We start from the raw sequence: 15,287 nt of genomic DNA, 5'->3' as shown, positions 1-15,287 counted from the left end.
GCCGCGTTCAACGCGGCTTTTAGCTTACAGCTAGGGTTAACCGTCAATCAGCGCTTTTACCTTTGCTCTGACTTCATCAAGCTCGAGCAGGCTCACGGTTCCTTTTTTGACAGCATTTCTTTTACGCCAGTCCAGACTTTTTATCTGATCTGACAACACCGCGCTCTGCCTAGTGCCAGCAATTAACACCTCGAAAGGGTAGCCTTTTATCTTGGTGGTCATCGGGCAGCACAGCAGCAACCCCACTCGATCATTATATGCAGCAGGACTCAGAACGACGGCTGGCCTATGCCCGGCCTGTTCGTGACCGGCTTGTGGGTCAAAATCCAGCCAGATAATGTCTCCGGCGTCAGGAATAAAAGGCTTCACCATGTCACAACACCTCTCGGCCTGTAGGGGAACCGAAATCGGCCTCTTCATGCATATTGCTTTCCGTCACTCCCCCTAGAAGGGAATCGAGTGAATAGGTTTTAGCGCGAACTGGGACGATGATGATTTTGCCGTCTTCTACTGCAATCTCGACAGTATCATCGACCTTGAGAGAGGCTGCTTCCATGATAGCGACCGGTAGGCGCACAGAAGGGCTATTTCCCCATTTTTTCACAATGACCTGCGGCATAGATTTTCCTCAAGGAAGTATCAACAATGATGATACTGTGAGACAAAGCCCTCTCAGTGTCAACAATGTTTATACAGGGTAATGGATGGGAGGAGCTTCAGGGGGATCTCAAGACACAAAAAAGCCGCGTTCAACGCGGCTTTTTTAGAAATAATCTAGGTTGGTGTTATCAACTGCGGACTTTGCGGTAGATAAACAGCACCACCAGCGCGCCGATCACGGCGACGACGAAGCTGCCGAAATTGAAACCGTCCACGCGGCCAAAGCCAAACAGTGTACTGATGTAACCACCGACGACGGCACCGACAACACCAAGAACCACGGTCAGGATGAACCCGCCACCATCTTTACCCGGCATGATCCATTTCGCCAGAATACCTGCAATCAGACCAAAGATAATCCAGGATAAAATTCCCATTTTTTGACTCCTCCAAATAAATTTCCGTACCGTGAATATTGTTGAGCCAATGCGGCTAAACAAGTGCGAAGGAGGTTGCTCCTCGCATGATCGCCTGCTGAAATTCCACCAGAGACGGCTTTTTCTTGCACTGCACTTATAGCGTAGCAGAAAACCAGAAACTCGCCCAAAATCAGCAGGAAGGGTAATAAAACGTCAGTTTGTGCTCGGTTTTTAAACCGGTGTCAACGTCCGAACCCGCATTGTCAACCTCTCGCAGCCGGCTGTAAATTCGCGTAAAATCTTCAACTAATTTTTTGAATGACATTCTCAAATCAATCCGTTTTTCATCTGCATGCCACAGGTCTATTATTCACTCATCGAAAGGCAACCACCTTTCTATCTAATAACCTGAATGGAATATACATCATGAAAAACGTCAAAATTTTTGCTGTAGCTGCAACCCTTTCTCTGATTTCTTTCGGTAGTTTTGCTGCTCAGCAGGTGAGTCAGCCGATGGACGGTCAACAAAAACTGGGCGTGATTTCTGCCTCTGGCCCAACCACTATTGGTGGTCTGGAAAGCAAACTGGCAGCTCAGGCAAGTGATGCTGGTGCCTCTTCTTACCGCATCATCTCCGTGACCGGTAATAACCGCCTGCACGCCGACGCTGAAATCTACAAATAAGCTTTCGCCAGTCAGTTAATACCCTCAGAAATCAAGAAGCCTGTGGAAAGCGTCTTAGCGGCGCATTCCACAGGCTTTTGTCATGATTATCAGACACTCTCCTGATCTCACTTTAAGACTTTCTTTACGCTTCCCATTGCATCCCTCAAGGCCGGTTACTATTCTGGACTGTCATTTTTTCAGCAAAGGGAACCGCCATGAAAACACGCCTCACCGCAGCACCGACGGCCGATGATGTCGACGAAATAAAAACGGCCCTCCGCACTTTCAATCTCAATTTTATTCACCGGCCTAAACTCCGTGAGCTGGGTATTTTTGTCGAAGATGAACACGGCAAAAAACAGGCCGGTATTGTGGCGGAAACCGTCGGGAAGTGGATGTACATCCAGATGCTGTGGGTGGATGAGTCCCTGCGCGGAAAAGATGTCGGCACGCAGCTTATCAGCGAAGCCGAAGAAGAAGCCAAAGCCCGCGGCTGCCTGTACTCACTGGTGGATACCTTTAGTTTCCAGGCGCGCCCGTTCTACGAGCGTATGGGTTACAGCGTGCAGATGACGCTGGAAGATTACATTGAAGACGCGCGGGCGCCGCAGGGGGAATCCACCACGCATACCCGCTATTTCCTGAGCAAAAAGCTCACCACAGCATAGAGACAACGCCGTGACCCTGACCGAATCTTTGGTTTCTTACGCCTTTGCCGCCGGTATTCTGACCCTAACGCCGGGTCTGGATACTGCTTTAGTGTTACGCACCGCCGCCAGCGAGGGCAGCAAGAAAGCCGTGCTGGCCGCGCTGGGCATTAGCACGGGTTGTCTGGTTTGGGGTGCGGCAGTTGCGCTGGGTTTAGGGGCGCTGCTGGCGGCGTCAGAGTTGGCATTCAATCTGCTGAAATGGATTGGCGCAGCCTATCTGTGCTGGCTTGGGGTGCAAATGCTGCTAAAACCGCGTGAAAGCATGTCGTTTAGCGCACAGGACAAAGCCAAGAAAAATCCACTTTTCGGCAGTTGGTTTATCAAAGGTTTGTTCGGCAACGTGCTTAATCCCAAGGTCGGGGTGTTTTACGTGTCGTTTCTGCCGCAATTTGTTGCTACCGGTTATTCGGTTCCGCCATACATTTTCGGCCTGGCGGCCATGCACGCGGTGATTGGCACCCTGTGGTCATTGACCATGATCGCCGCCACCCGACCACTCTCTCGCTGGCTGCAACGCCCGAGCGTGGTGAAAACCTTAGATCGCCTGACCGGCACAGTATTTATCGCTTTTGCAGTTCGTCTCGCGACGACAAAACGTTAACAAAGGAAAGAGTTATGAAAACGCGCATGACCGACACGCCTACTGAGGCTGACATCACTGACATTATCGATGGCCTGCGCGGCTACAATAAAGGCTTTATCCCCGAGCAATCATTCCGGGATTTAGCGATTTTTATCGAAGATGATCAGGGCAAGAAGCAGGCTGGCATTATTGCGGAAACAGTGGGTAACTGGCTAAAAATCATTTACTTATGGGTTGATGAGTCTCTGCGTGGTCAGGACATCGGCACCAAACTGTTGCAGGATGTCCAGCAAGAAGCGCTACAGCGCGGCTGCCGCTACGCCATGGTCGATACCTTTAGTTTTCAGGCGCGCCCGTTCTACGAGCGCCACGGCTTCCATATGCAAATGGCGTTGGAAGATTACATCAAGGATATCCGTGCGCCTGATGAAGCTCCTTCAACCCACACCCGTTTTTATTTAACCAAACGTCTGGGCTGATGGCTGCGCGCGACGGGGTTCTTCCCTGTCGCGCCACCTATCTTTTCCCATTGTCGCATTTTACTTGGCCGACAGCGCCAGCCACTCTTTGACCGCCGGACGCTGCCACTGGGCATCGGCATAGGCCGCCAGCTTCTCGGGAACGGCATCGCCATTCAGATGTAACCGATTGATCATCAAAGCCAAATCCACGTCAGCAATACACCACTCGCCAAACATATTCTCACGCTCACCGAGCAAACGCTCCGCCGCGCTAAACAGCTTTTCCGCCGCCATTTGGCCACTTTCGCTCAAAGGGGGGAATTTCTTACCGGCGAACACCACTTCGGTGGAACGCTCTTGGCGAATCGGCATTAAATCACTGCGCAGCCAAGCCTGAACTTCGCGCGCTTTGGCACGATTTTCCGGGTCTGAGGGATAGATTGCCGGGAAGGTCGGCGCGGGGAACAGCTCTTCCACATACTCATCAATCGCCGAGGACTCCGACAGCACGAAAGTACCATTGGTCAGCGTCGGGACGCGGCGCGTCAGCGAAACCGCCGAATAGTAATCATGCAGATTTTCATCCACTGCCAAATCGATGGTTTCTATCTCAAAAGGGATGCCTTTTTCGGTCAAGGCGACAAAAGCGGACATCACGTAGGGGCTGAAAAACTGTGCATCAGAATATAACTTCAGCGCGGACTGGCTCATCGACTCTCCTGAGAATGCGGAAAAATATTAATAATTAAAAACATAGCGCAAAACGTCGGGGGTGTCGCAGGTTCTTTCAGCGTCTGAATGTTACAAGTTTATGTCATACGCATATTTAATCTTTCTCATCCTCGATTCATCTCCCTATACTGCAAAATAGGCCGTGAGGTAAGACGTGACTCTTTCAGGAAAACCCATGAAAAAACGGACATTTGTGCTGGCAATACTGCTTCCCCTGTTGGTGAGCGCCGCTCAGGCAGCCCCTTCACCCGGCTCGTCTCCGCAGGCGATCAAAGCGCGGTTTAATCAGTTTCAGATTGGCGACAAGACCATTTGTTTGGATGAGTTTACTTATCCCAACAACCAGAAAATGAAGTCATTCGAAAGCGGCTATGTGATCGCCAAACAGAAAGATGTGCTGACTTATGAAATAGTTAGCATGTTTCTACTGGGTAACGACGTGACCGCGACGGTCAAGGCCGTGGTGGAAAGCCGCCTAAAGCCAAAAGGCATGAGCACCGAGTTTAAGCAGGCCTATATTGACGTAAACGGAATGGACAAGCCCGAGCAGGCTGCGGCGAAAAGCAACCTTATTCAAGAGTTTCAGAAGATGATCAGCGTGAAGCAGGATGATCTGCCTTACGGCGCCATCGTGATAAACGAGCAGGGTTATGTCATTACTACCGTTGAGAAAAATGGTACTAACGTCAGCGAATGCTTTGTCACGCCGGTGAAAAAAGCGGAAAAGGAATAAACCTAATGACCCAGTTATGTGCAATGAGTGCAGACTATTTCTCACAATTTCATCAGCAGCTGGCGGAAGATTACGCCAGAGAGAACGTCAAATCGGGGCGCTGGCTGGAGCACAATGCGCTGGCGCGTGCTCAGGGAGTCATGGAGGAATTGCTGCCGCAGGGCGTCGCCACGCCAGATAACTATCTGTTTGTAATCAAAACTGATCAAGGTGAAACGGCTGGCTGTATTTGGTTAGCCGACGTCGAGCGCCAGGGCGATCGCAGCGCGTTTATTTATGAAGTATCTGTTTACCCGGCGTTTCGCCGTCAGGGCCATGCTCGCGCCGCTTTTCTTCAGTTAGAAGAGAAAGTGCGCGAGCTGGGTTTGAAGTCCATCGGCCTGAACGTGTTCTATCACAACAGCGGCGCACAGGCGTTGTATGCCGGTCTGGGCTATGCGCCAACCAATCTGACCATGGTAAAAAACCTAGCGGATTAATAACCTCCCCTCAGCGCTGATATTTGATGAATTCAGTCTGCGTGCCAATCCGGTCATACAGTTTGCGCGCGGTATGGTTGGAGGTTTTGGTAGTCCAGTAGACGTTGGCTTTGTCGTTCTGATCGGCATAGTCATAAACCGCTTCAATCAGTTTCTGACCAATGCCGAGCTTGCGCGCGCTGTCATCCACGAACAAATCCTGCAAATAGACCACCTGCTGCATGTGCCAGCCGTGATCGTGGTTGATGCAATTGACCAAGCCCACCAACTTGCCCTGATACTCCGCCACATAGCCAAACATGTCGGGATAATCGCTCTGCGACAGACGCTGGAAGGTGTAATCAAACTGCGCCGGGTCAAGCTCTGACTGGTAGAAGTCGAGATAGTCGCGCCACAGCGCTTCCCACCCTTGGCGGTCAGCAGGGGTCAAAGTACGAATTTTCACCTCATTAGATTGGCTCATTGCGTTCTCTCTGTTAAACATAAGTGGATGCTTTCGCTTAAATTAATCGTCTATTGCAAGGATTTCCAGCCATGTTGCCGCGCCTTAGCCTCAAAGATGTGACCTTTTCCGCCATCCTCGCCGGTTTTGTGGCGGTACTCGTCGGCTACACCAGTTCGGCGGCCATTATCTTCCAGGCGGCGGAAGCGTCGGGTGCCAGCCCCTTGCAGATTGGTGGCTGGCTGACCATGCTGGGTCTCGGCATGGGGCTGACCTCCATCGGCCTCTCTTTGTGGTATCGCACGCCAATCGTCACAGCGTGGTCGACGCCGGGCGCGGCGCTGCTGGTCACCAGCCTGCCGGGCACCTCGATGAATGATGCCATTGGGGTGTTTATTTTTGCCAGCGGCCTGATGCTGTTATGCGGCGTGACAGGCCTTTTTGCCAGACTGATGCACTACATTCCGCAGGCGCTGTCCGCCGCGATGCTGGCCGGAATATTGCTGCGTTTCGGCCTGAACGCTTTCACGTCGCTGCAAAGCAATTTTGCGTTGGCAGGGACGATGTGTCTGGTCTATCTGCTGGCTCGCCGTGCTCTCCCGCGCTACGCCATCGTGCTGACACTGGCCGCCGGGCTGATTGTGGCGGGATTGCAGGGAGACATTAGCCTGCACGGGCAAAGCCTGAGCTTCGCCGTGCCGGAATTCGTCACCCCGCACTTCTCGCTCTCGGCGCTACTGGGCATCGGCATTCCGTTTTTTGTGGTCACTATGGCGTCGCAAAACGCGCCGGGCATCGCCACGCTTAAGGCTCACGGCTATCAGGTGCCGGTTTCTCCGCTGATTTCATGGACGGCGCTGACCGCCCTGCTGCTCGCGCCTTTTGGCGGCTTCACCTTCTGCATTGCCGCCATCACCGCCGCGATTTGCATGGGAGAAGATATCCACCCTGATGCCAAAAAACGCTATATGGCCGCCGTGGCTGCCGGGGTGTTTTACCTGCTGGCCGGGCTGTTCGGCGGCTCTATCGGCCTGCTGTTCACCGCGCTGCCCACGCCGCTCATCCACACCATCGCCGGATTGGCGCTATTGGGGACCATTGCGGGCAGTTTGCAGCGCGCACTGGCGGAAGAGTCGCACCGCGACGCGGCAGTCATTACTTTCCTGATCACCGCCTCTGGCGTCACGCTGCTGGGCGTAGGTTCGGCATTCTGGGGGCTGGTTGGCGGGGTGATAGCTCACTGGGCGCTGACTTTCGGCAAGCAAAAGGCACTGTAAATGTTGAGGGCCTTCAAGTTCTGGGTAACAGGATTTAGTAACACGCCTTAAGGTGATGGCGATCACATTTCTGACGCCATAAACCCTCTTTACTGGCAGCATTCCTGCTGTAAAACGCAGCGGCAAAGCACCTAATAAAGAGCAAAACTATGATGAAGATTGACACCCAATCCTGCGTGGTCACCGGCAAAAAAGATGTCTCCGTGGTCGAGCAGCAGATCGATTATCAGGGACAAGGCACGCTGGTAAAAGTTACCCGTGGCGGCATCTGCGGTTCTGACCTGCATTACTACGAGCATGGTCAGGTTGGTGATTTCAAAGTGCGCGAAGCCATGGTTTTGGGCCATGAAGTGGTTGGCGTAGTGGAGAAATCTGACACCGATCGCCTGAAACCGGGCCAAAAAGTGGCACTCAACCCAAGCAAGCCGTGTAAAGCCTGTAAATACTGCCTTTCTGGTGATGAAAACCAGTGCACTACCATGAAATTCTTCGGCAGCGCGATGTATTTCCCCCACATCAACGGCGCGTTCACCCAGTATAAAATCGTCGACAGCGAGCAGTGTATCGCCTTCGATAATCAGGTTAGCGATCGCCTGATGGTGTTTGCCGAGCCGCTGGCCGTGGCTATCCACGCCGTTAATCAGGCTGGTGATATCAAGGGTAAAACGGTGTTTGTCTCAGGCGTTGGGCCGATTGGCAGCCTGATTGTCGCTGCCGCCAAAGCCAAAGGCGCGAAGGAGGTTGTTTGCGCCGATCTGAGTGAACGCTGCCTGAGCCTGGCACAAGAAATGGGTGCCAATATTGCACTTGATGCCGCAAAAGGCGACTTCGCGCCCTATCAGGCGGAAAAAGGCTATTTTGACGTCTCTTTCGATGCCTCAGGCCATCCGTCGTCTATCCGCCGCTGTCTGGAGTTAACCCGCGCGCGCGGCACGCTGGTGCAGGTGGGTATGGGTGGCGCGGTGAATGACTTCCCGCTGATGATGTTGATTGCTAAGGAAATTAACTGGGTCGGCAGCTTCCGCTTCACGGAAGAGTTCAAAACGGCGGTTGAGTGGCTGGCAAATAAAACGGTTGACCCGATGCCGCTGCTGTCTGCGGAGTTCCCACAAGGCGATTTGGTGGAAGCGCTGGAATTCGCGATGGATAAATCCAAAGCCTCTAAGGTGCAGCTGGTGTTCTAATGGATGTTCCGGCGAGTTAGGCCTTTAATCGTCAAAAAAGGGGAGAGCCAAAACTCTCCCCTCCATTTATTATTTACGCTTGAAGAAGCCGCAGAACATGTCAGCTACAGATTTGATTGTTGATTCAACAATATTACCCACTTCAACGCCGAAAGTATTAGTACCCGTCGGCTTGGTGGTGCCGTTAATCAGAGAGCCGATTTGATCTAAACCGTTATCCAGCAGAGCGCCCACATCACTTAACAGACCGGCGCCAGACACTTCGTTCAACTCATGCTTTTCTAATGTACGCATTTTTACATCTCCATTTAGATTGATATTGGTAAATCGCAGAACAACCTTGTTCTGCCGAATCACTTTAATACTCAAGTCAGGGGGAAAACCAATAAACTCTATTTAAACAATGCATTACAGGATTAATCGCGAGACATAATTAGAATTGTCCTTAACTAAAACCCGCCGAATTATCCTCATCGCAGTTCGTCCCTTTCCGCCAGCATGATGTCCGTTTTTGGCATGTCCTTCCCATCTTTTCAGGCGCACACTGGTTTCACACCTATGAGATGGAGTCCTAAAATGACCCGCAGCGCCTTATTAAATATCGACGTCCAACGCTCCTTCGAGCACCGCCCTTTCTGGCAAGAAGAGGATTTACCCGCATTCCAACAGGCGTTGAACCGACTGATCGACGGCTGCCAAACGCGCGGCGTGCCGGTTATTGATGTCTTCCACGTCAACTCTGAGGGGGTTTTCTCGCTGGAGTCCGGGCTGGTTACGCCGATGCCCTTCCTGCGCCATACGCCGACTCAGGTGTTTCACAAACACGTTCACAACGCGCTGCTGGAGTCAGGCCTGAATGAATGGCTGCGTGAACAGGGCATTAGCCACCTGATTATTGCTGGTGTGCGCACCGAACAGTGCTGTGAAACCACCACTCGCGTGGCGTCGGACATCGGCTATACCGTGACTTTCGTGACCGAAGCGACGCTGACCTTCCCAATGACCCACGCCAGCGGGGAAACCTTCTCCACGGATGCCATTAAACGTCGCACCGAGCTGGTTCTGGCGGACCGATTTGCCACCATCACCGACGTCGACGGCGCGCTGGCGGAGCTTGACCAAGCTGTGTGAAGATGGGATTTCGCAGCCGTGAGTTAGCCAAGAGGTTTCACCATGCAAGACGTTTACTTTGTCACGCTCCCGGGCGTGATGGCGCTGGATTTAGTCGGCCCCGGCGAGGCTTTGCGCCTGACCGGGCAGTTTCGTCTGCATTACATCAGCCCGCTCACCGAAGCAGAAACCTCCACCGGGCTGAAAGTGGGCAGCTTGCAGCCCTTACCGACCTCCTTCGCCAGTGGAAGTATCATTGTTATTCCGGGCGTTGAGCATTCGGCGGAAAACTTCGCCACGCCCGCCGCAGTGCAAGTGCGCGACTGGCTCAAACAGCAAAAAGCGGCGATTGAACAGGGAGAGGTGACGCTGGTGTGTATCTGCTCCGGCAGCCTGTTGGCGGGTCAAGCGGGATTGCTCGACGGCTACCAGTGCACCACTCACCACGACGTGATCGCGCGTCTAAAGCAACAAGTGCCCAGCGCGCAGGTGAAAGACAATCGCATTTTTGTCGAAGACCGTTTTGTGCTGACCAGCGCGGGCATCACGGCGGGGATAGATCTGACGCTGCACATCATTTCCAGCCGGTTAGGCGCGCAGGCCGCGCTGGACGTGGCCCGCGAGATGGTGGTCTATTTTCGCCGCGCCGGGGATGACCCGCAGCTTTCGCCGTGGCTGAGATATCGCAATCACATTCACCCCGCCGTGCATCGCGCACAAAACCTGATGTCAGCCACGCCAGAAGCGCCGTGGCAGCTGGAGGAGATTGCCGCGAAGGCCCATGTCAGCGGGCGGCATCTGACGCGGCTGTTCCGCCAGCACCTGGGGATCAGCGTGCGCGACTACCATGAGCAGCTGCGCATCGCCGTCGCCCAGCAGCGGCTGCAGCAAGGTCTGGGCATTGAGAAAGCCGCCCTCGCCGCCGGATTTACCTCCGGCAGACAGTTACGGCGGGCACAGGAGAGATGGCCGAGTGGGCACTAACTGATCCATTTTTGGCGATCGATTTTCGCCAGCAGCACTGCCAACCCAAGGCTTCCCAGCAGGCCGCACAGGAACAGGAAGGCGATATTGACCAACGGCCACTGCGGGAAGCCAATGTGCGCACCGCGCAGGCCGATGATGATCAGCGCGTGAAAACCGTAAATCGCCAGTGAATGGCGCGAGATAATTCCTAGCCCCGGCAGCACTCGCGAATCCAGCGCGTTCTTGCCGATAACGAACAGCGAAATCGCCGAGATAAACACCAGCGGGCCGGTGTAAACATAGTAAGTGTCGGCGAAGTTTTGGTTGATCAGCGACTGGTGGTAAGTCCCCCAAGCTACGCCCAAAGTGCTGAGGATAAACAGCCCGCAGGCCACGGGCGTGACGCCGGTTTTCTGCGTATTCATCATGCCCATCGCCCGCCCCATCAGCGCATAGAGCACGTAATAGAAGGTGTTGCCGCCGATATACAGGTTGAGTGGCAAAATCGCCACTCGGTCAATGCGCAGCGCTGGAAGCTGTGGGTTAGCCAGCACGCCAAGCAGCAGCCCGGCCACCAGCAGATACTTACCCGACACCTGTTTGACGTTGATCAGTGGGGAGAGCAGGTAAATCACCACAATGGCGTAGAAGAACCAGAGGTGGTAAAACACCGGCTTTTGCAGAATAAGACGTAAAGAAGGCCAAAATCCAACATTTGTAAAACTTAAGATGTAAATCAGCGACACCGCGCTATAGAACAACAGGCATAAGCCGATACGCAGGAAATGGCGTTTCTCCGCGCTTTTTTCGCCGAAAAACAGATAGCCCGAAATCATGAAAAACAGCGGCACGCAGACGCGCGAGGTGGAATTGAGCAGATTAGCGAGGGTCCAATCAAGAGTATGGATGGCGGCGAAATTCACTACCTGCGCCGTGCTGGCGTGGATCATCACCACCATCATGCAGGCCACCGCCCGCAAATTGTCTATCCAGCTGATTTTCTGATTCATTAAACTCTTTTTTCCTACAAAGACCTTCACTTTCTACCTTTATTAGCAGGTTAATGAGCTTTGACTGGGCTAACAAGCTAAAAGTGACATTCTCAGAAAGTGCTAAACACAAAAAGAGGATTGCGCTTAGTTCAAAAAATCGGCAAAATAGCCGCCATTACTGCCCCGCCTGCGTTACCCGCCCGGACAGTCCCTATTTTCTTGCTAGTTTCCCGTGATCTAGCCTTACGTCGTGAAATAACAACATGCATAACTCTCCAAATACCGCGTCCCTTTTGGATCGGCGGGCGCTTCTGTTCCCGCTTTGTCTGGTGCTTTTTGAATTCGCCACTTATATCGGCAACGATATGATCCAACCCGGCATGCTGGCCGTGGTGGCGAATTTTAACGCTGGCGAAGAGTGGGTTCCAACCTCGATGACCGCCTATTTAGCTGGCGGCATGTTCCTGCAATGGCTGCTCGGGCCGCTGTCGGATCGCCGTGGGCGTCGGCCGGTGATGCTGGCCGGGGTCGGTTTCTTCATCGTAACCTGTCTGGCGATTTTGTTCGCCCAAAGCATCGAGCAATTTATGGTGATGCGCTTTTTACAGGGGATTAGCCTGTGCTTTATCGGCGCGGTGGGGTATGCAGCGATTCAGGAATCTTTCGAAGAGTCGGTGTGCATTAAAATCACCGCCATGATGGCTAACGTCGCGCTGATAGCGCCGCTACTCGGGCCGCTGGCCGGAGCCGCGCTGGTGCAGTTCGCGCCTTGGGAAACCATGTTCGTGCTGTTCGCCCTGCTGGCCGCCATTGCCTTCTGGGGCCTGTGGAAATCAATGCCGGAAACCGCATCGCGCCTGGGCGAAAGCTTCTCCATGAAGAGCCTGTGGAAAGACTATAAAGAGGTGCTGAAAAACCGTCAGTTCCTGTGCGGCGCGCTCGCCATTGGCTTTGCCAGCCTGCCGCTGCTGGCGTGGATTGCCCAATCTCCGGTGATTCTGATCAGCGGCGAAGGCCTGCCACCGTTTGAGTACGGCCTGTTGCAGGTGCCGATTTTCGGCGCGCTCATCATCGGCAATATCACGCTGGCAAAGCTGACCGGCAAACGCAGCGTCGAGCAGTTAATCAAGCTGGGTGCCGGACCCATGGTAGTCGGACTGATTATTGCCGCGGCGGCCACCCTGCTGTCGGGCCACGCCTACTTCTGGATGACCGCAGGGCTGAGCCTCTACGCTTTCGGCATTGGGGTGGCTAACGCCGGCTTATATCGCTTAACGCTGTTCTCCAGCACCATGAGCAAAGGCACGGTATCCGCCGCGATGGGGATGATCAGCATGGCGGTGTTTACGCTGGGCATTGAGCTGGCGAAAGTGGCTTACGTCGAGGGGGGAAGTGGTTTATTTAACCTTTTCAACCTGATAAGCGGACTGTGCTGGTTAGCCTTAGTGGCCGTGTTTATCCGCCGCCGTCAGGTGTTCATCGCACCGAACAGCGTGGTGTAGCAGAAAAAGGTCCGCAATAGCGGACCTTCTTTTTATGCTTAAAACAGACCCATCGGCTTATCGGAATAGCTGACCAGCAGGCACTTGGTCTGCTGATAGTGGTCCAACATCATCTTGTGGGTTTCGCGTCCGATGCCCGACTGTTTATAGCCGCCGAAGGCCGCGTGGGCCGGATAGGCATGGTAACAATTAGTCCAAACGCGCCCCGCCTGCAAGTTCCGCCCCATGTGGTAGGCCACGCTGCCGTCGCGGCTCCACACCCCAGCTCCCAGCCCGTAAGCCGTATCGTTGGCAATCTCCAGCGCCTCGTCCATGTCTTTAAAGGTTGTGACGGCCAGCACTGGCCCGAAGATCTCCTCCTGGAACACGCGCATGTTGTTTTTACCCAGCAAGATGGTCGGTTGCAGGTAATAACCCTCATTGAGCGAGCCTTCCAGTTTCTTGCGTGCACCGCCGGTCAGCACCTGAGCGCCCTCTTTCTTGCCAATTTCGATATAGTCCAGAATGGTTTTCATCTGGCCCGCCGACACCTGCGCGCCCATCTGGGTATCCGCGTCCAGCGGGTTGCCGGTGCGAATAGCCTCCACGCGCTTGATCGCCCTTTCCATAAAGCGTTCGTAAATTGACTCTTGCACCAAGGCGCGGCTCGGGCAGGTACAGACCTCGCCCTGGTTGAAGGCAAACAGGGTGAAGCCCTCCAGCGCCTTGTCGAAGAAGCTGTCTTCTTTGTCCATTACGTCCGCAAAAAAGATGTTCGGCGACTTGCCGCCCAGCTCCAGCGTGGCGGGGATCAGGTTTTGCGCGGCGTATCCGGCAATCTGCTGGCCCACTTCGGTGGAGCCGGTAAAGGCCACTTTGGCGATGCGTTTAGACGTCGCCAGATATTCGCCAATCTCGCCCCCCGCGCCGTTAACCACGTTGATGACTCCAGCGGGCAGAATGTCTTTCAGCAGATCCATCAGCAGCAGCACGGAAAGCGGGGTCAGCTTGGCAGGTTTCATCACAATGCAGTTACCCGCCGCCAGCGCCGGTGCCATCTTCCAGCAGGCCATCAGCAGGGGGAAGTTCCACGGAATAATCTGTGCCACCACGCCCAGCGGTTCGTGGAAATGGTAAGCCACGGTTTCGCTGTCGATTTCACTGATGCCCCCTTCCTGCGCACGGACGCAAGAGGCGAAATAGCGGAAATGGTCAATAGCCAACGGCACATCGGCCCCCGAGGTTTCGCGGATCGGCTTACCGTTATCCCAGGTTTCGGCATTCGCCAGCAGCTCGAGATTTTGCTCCATACGATCAGCGACTTTGAGCAGCAGATTGGCGCGCTCCTGCACTGAAGTCTTGCCCCACGCGGCTTTGGCGGCGTGGGCGGCGTCCAGCGCCAGTTCAATATCATCTTTGCTGGAGCTGGCCACTTCGCACAGCGCCTCGCCGGTAATTGGCGTCAGGTTGGAATAGTATTCTCCCTTCACCGGCGCGACCCACTCGCCGCCGATAAAGTTGTCATAACGTTTTTTCAGTTTCAGCGGGAAACCATACTCTTCGGGTTTTACGGCGTGCGGGGTCTTGTCATAAGCCATGGTGAATCTCCTTTATGCTGCCTTGAACGAGAGTAAAACGCAGAACGCTGTATAAAGCGTAGGCAGTAAGGAGATGGAGGGCGGGATGTAAAGGGAACTCTTCGAGCGGCCTCACAACTTTTCAGCCGGAGGCGCACGAGATGCTCAAAGGGGGATAGATCGGCGAGAAAGGGCTAGATTAAGGCGGCGCGGTGCGGGAAAAGCTTTCGCGCTGGAACAGGCGCTCTACCAGCGAAACCAGCTTCGGGCGCTCGACGCACCAGCCGGGAGCCACGCGGCGATAGTTGATATATCCCAGTGCGCAGGCGACGGCGATATCCGCCACGTTCAGGCTTTCGCCATTCAACAACGTGCAGTTTTTGGCATGCTGCTCAAGGGTGTCGAGGCCGCGCAGCACCTTGGCGCGCTGTTTCACCACCCACTCTTCATTACGTTTGTCAGCATCGCGCTTGCTCTCTAACACCAACGCCACGGCGGCGTCGGTCACGCCATCGGCCAGCGCCTCAATCTGTTTAACCCGCAATGCCTCAAGGGGCTGCCACGGCAGCAGCGTAGGGGAAGCATTCTGCAACTCGATAAACTGCACGATGATCGGCGAATCGTAAAACACCTCGCCCTCGTCAGTGACCAGCGCGGGCACTTTGCCCAGCGGGTTATAGTCGGTGATTTTGCTGCCCGGCTCGCTCGGCGGGTCATTCACAAACTCAAAAGGAATGCCCTTCTCCAGCAGCATGACTGAGATTTTACGCACGTATGGACTGGTGTAGCTGCCGACTAGCTTCATCATATTCTCCCGCGTTAAGACCTATTTTAAAGCTAGCAGCCAAGCCCCGCTTTACCAAGCTACGCCGCGC

General features: G+C 54.2%; 20 protein-coding genes. 11 read left to right on the top strand and 9 right to left on the bottom strand.

Features of this window, described 5'->3' with window-relative positions:
• Positions 1 to 36: 36 nt before the first annotated feature.
• The 3 genes from mazF to ACT3RT_RS15060 all read right to left on the bottom strand — a co-directional run bounded on the left by mazF (position 37) and on the right by ACT3RT_RS15060 (position 1,037).
• The gene (mazF, locus tag ACT3RT_RS15070; protein ID WP_353503716.1) at positions 37 to 372 is read right to left on the bottom strand and encodes an endoribonuclease MazF; all 336 of its coding nucleotides are present in this window, start codon (positions 370 to 372) and stop codon (positions 37 to 39) included.
• 1 nt (position 373) lies between these two features.
• The gene (locus ACT3RT_RS15065) at positions 374 to 619 is read right to left on the bottom strand and encodes an AbrB/MazE/SpoVT family DNA-binding domain-containing protein (protein WP_034794194.1); all 246 of its coding nucleotides are present in this window, start codon (positions 617 to 619) and stop codon (positions 374 to 376) included.
• A gap of 169 nt (positions 620 to 788) precedes the next feature.
• Complete coding sequence (locus tag ACT3RT_RS15060; protein ID WP_185688980.1) at positions 789 to 1,037, bottom strand: GlsB/YeaQ/YmgE family stress response membrane protein; 249 nt, start codon at positions 1,035 to 1,037, stop codon at positions 789 to 791.
• A gap of 408 nt (positions 1,038 to 1,445) precedes the next feature.
• Here ACT3RT_RS15060 and bhsA point away from each other — a divergent pair, with 408 nt between their 5' ends.
• From bhsA to ACT3RT_RS15040, 4 genes are all read left to right on the top strand, one after another.
• Positions 1,446 to 1,703, top strand: a complete 258-nt coding sequence (bhsA, locus tag ACT3RT_RS15055; protein WP_353503717.1) for a multiple stress resistance protein BhsA — start codon at positions 1,446 to 1,448, stop codon at positions 1,701 to 1,703.
• A gap of 197 nt (positions 1,704 to 1,900) precedes the next feature.
• Positions 1,901 to 2,353 carry a GNAT family N-acetyltransferase gene (locus ACT3RT_RS15050; RefSeq protein ID WP_353503718.1) on the top strand — a complete coding sequence of 151 codons (453 nt, stop codon included), beginning with the start codon at positions 1,901 to 1,903 and terminating at the stop codon, positions 2,351 to 2,353.
• A gap of 10 nt (positions 2,354 to 2,363) precedes the next feature.
• The gene (locus ACT3RT_RS15045; protein ID WP_353503719.1) at positions 2,364 to 2,996 is read left to right on the top strand and encodes a LysE family translocator; all 633 of its coding nucleotides are present in this window, start codon (positions 2,364 to 2,366) and stop codon (positions 2,994 to 2,996) included.
• A gap of 14 nt (positions 2,997 to 3,010) precedes the next feature.
• Positions 3,011 to 3,457 (top strand): GNAT family N-acetyltransferase, encoded by a 447-nt coding sequence (locus ACT3RT_RS15040; RefSeq protein WP_353503720.1) that lies wholly within the window; start codon positions 3,011 to 3,013, stop codon positions 3,455 to 3,457.
• A gap of 60 nt (positions 3,458 to 3,517) precedes the next feature.
• Here the strand turns inward: ACT3RT_RS15040 and yfcF are convergent, their stop codons facing one another.
• Entirely contained in the window at positions 3,518 to 4,150 is a 633-nt protein-coding gene (gene yfcF, locus ACT3RT_RS15035; protein ID WP_485902978.1) for a glutathione transferase, read from the bottom strand.
• 196 nt (positions 4,151 to 4,346) lie between these two features.
• Between yfcF and ACT3RT_RS15030 the strand changes: the two genes are divergently transcribed.
• Together ACT3RT_RS15030 and ACT3RT_RS15025 are read left to right on the top strand one after the other, a co-directional pair.
• Positions 4,347 to 4,904, top strand: a complete 558-nt coding sequence (locus ACT3RT_RS15030) for a hypothetical protein (RefSeq protein ID WP_353503722.1) — start codon at positions 4,347 to 4,349, stop codon at positions 4,902 to 4,904.
• Positions 4,905 to 4,909: 5 nt separating this feature from the next.
• Complete coding sequence (locus ACT3RT_RS15025) at positions 4,910 to 5,383, top strand: GNAT family N-acetyltransferase (RefSeq protein ID WP_353503723.1); 474 nt, start codon at positions 4,910 to 4,912, stop codon at positions 5,381 to 5,383.
• A gap of 10 nt (positions 5,384 to 5,393) precedes the next feature.
• Here ACT3RT_RS15025 and ACT3RT_RS15020 read toward each other — a convergent pair whose 3' ends face one another.
• The gene (locus tag ACT3RT_RS15020; RefSeq protein ID WP_353503724.1) at positions 5,394 to 5,846 is read right to left on the bottom strand and encodes a GNAT family N-acetyltransferase; all 453 of its coding nucleotides are present in this window, start codon (positions 5,844 to 5,846) and stop codon (positions 5,394 to 5,396) included.
• Between the two features lie 71 nt (positions 5,847 to 5,917).
• Here ACT3RT_RS15020 and ACT3RT_RS15015 point away from each other — a divergent pair, with 71 nt between their 5' ends.
• Both ACT3RT_RS15015 and idnD read left to right on the top strand, forming a co-directional pair.
• Positions 5,918 to 7,102, top strand: a complete 1,185-nt coding sequence (locus ACT3RT_RS15015) for a benzoate/H(+) symporter BenE family transporter (RefSeq protein WP_496203251.1) — start codon at positions 5,918 to 5,920, stop codon at positions 7,100 to 7,102.
• Between the two features lie 152 nt (positions 7,103 to 7,254).
• Complete coding sequence (idnD, locus tag ACT3RT_RS15010; protein ID WP_496203321.1) at positions 7,255 to 8,286, top strand: L-idonate 5-dehydrogenase; 1,032 nt, start codon at positions 7,255 to 7,257, stop codon at positions 8,284 to 8,286.
• Between the two features lie 69 nt (positions 8,287 to 8,355).
• Here the strand turns inward: idnD and ACT3RT_RS15005 are convergent, their stop codons facing one another.
• A complete protein-coding gene (locus tag ACT3RT_RS15005; protein WP_353503726.1) occupies positions 8,356 to 8,580 on the bottom strand; it encodes a hypothetical protein in 225 nt (74 codons plus the stop codon).
• 282 nt (positions 8,581 to 8,862) lie between these two features.
• Here ACT3RT_RS15005 and ACT3RT_RS15000 point away from each other — a divergent pair, with 282 nt between their 5' ends.
• Positions 8,863 to 9,417 carry a cysteine hydrolase family protein gene (locus ACT3RT_RS15000; protein WP_496203250.1) on the top strand — a complete coding sequence of 185 codons (555 nt, stop codon included), beginning with the start codon at positions 8,863 to 8,865 and terminating at the stop codon, positions 9,415 to 9,417.
• A 42-nt stretch (positions 9,418 to 9,459) separates the two neighbouring features.
• The gene (locus ACT3RT_RS14995) at positions 9,460 to 10,380 is read left to right on the top strand and encodes a GlxA family transcriptional regulator (protein WP_485902975.1); all 921 of its coding nucleotides are present in this window, start codon (positions 9,460 to 9,462) and stop codon (positions 10,378 to 10,380) included.
• Here ACT3RT_RS14995 and ACT3RT_RS14990 read toward each other — a convergent pair.
• The gene (locus ACT3RT_RS14990; RefSeq protein ID WP_496203249.1) at positions 10,377 to 11,372 is read right to left on the bottom strand and encodes an acyltransferase; all 996 of its coding nucleotides are present in this window, start codon (positions 11,370 to 11,372) and stop codon (positions 10,377 to 10,379) included. The two genes, ACT3RT_RS14995 and ACT3RT_RS14990, sit on opposite strands and share 4 nt — an antisense overlap.
• A gap of 245 nt (positions 11,373 to 11,617) precedes the next feature.
• On the opposite strand from ACT3RT_RS14990, the gene ACT3RT_RS14985 reads away from it, so the two are divergent.
• Entirely contained in the window at positions 11,618 to 12,856 is a 1,239-nt protein-coding gene (locus tag ACT3RT_RS14985; RefSeq protein ID WP_496203248.1) for an MFS transporter, read from the top strand.
• Positions 12,857 to 12,894: 38 nt separating this feature from the next.
• Here the strand turns inward: ACT3RT_RS14985 and exaC are convergent, their stop codons facing one another.
• Together exaC and ACT3RT_RS14975 are read right to left on the bottom strand one after the other, a co-directional pair.
• Entirely contained in the window at positions 12,895 to 14,433 is a 1,539-nt protein-coding gene (exaC, locus tag ACT3RT_RS14980) for an acetaldehyde dehydrogenase ExaC (RefSeq protein ID WP_353503731.1), read from the bottom strand.
• Between the two features lie 178 nt (positions 14,434 to 14,611).
• Complete coding sequence (locus tag ACT3RT_RS14975) at positions 14,612 to 15,217, bottom strand: glutathione S-transferase (protein ID WP_353504046.1); 606 nt, start codon at positions 15,215 to 15,217, stop codon at positions 14,612 to 14,614.
• Positions 15,218 to 15,287: the final 70 nt, after the last annotated feature.

The organism is Ewingella sp. AOP9-I1-14, assembly GCF_052375995.1.
Classification (GTDB): domain Bacteria; phylum Pseudomonadota; class Gammaproteobacteria; order Enterobacterales; family Enterobacteriaceae; genus Ewingella; species Ewingella allii.
The sequence above is the reverse complement of the archived record's forward strand: the minus strand, read 5'-3'. Positions and strand labels throughout refer to the sequence as shown.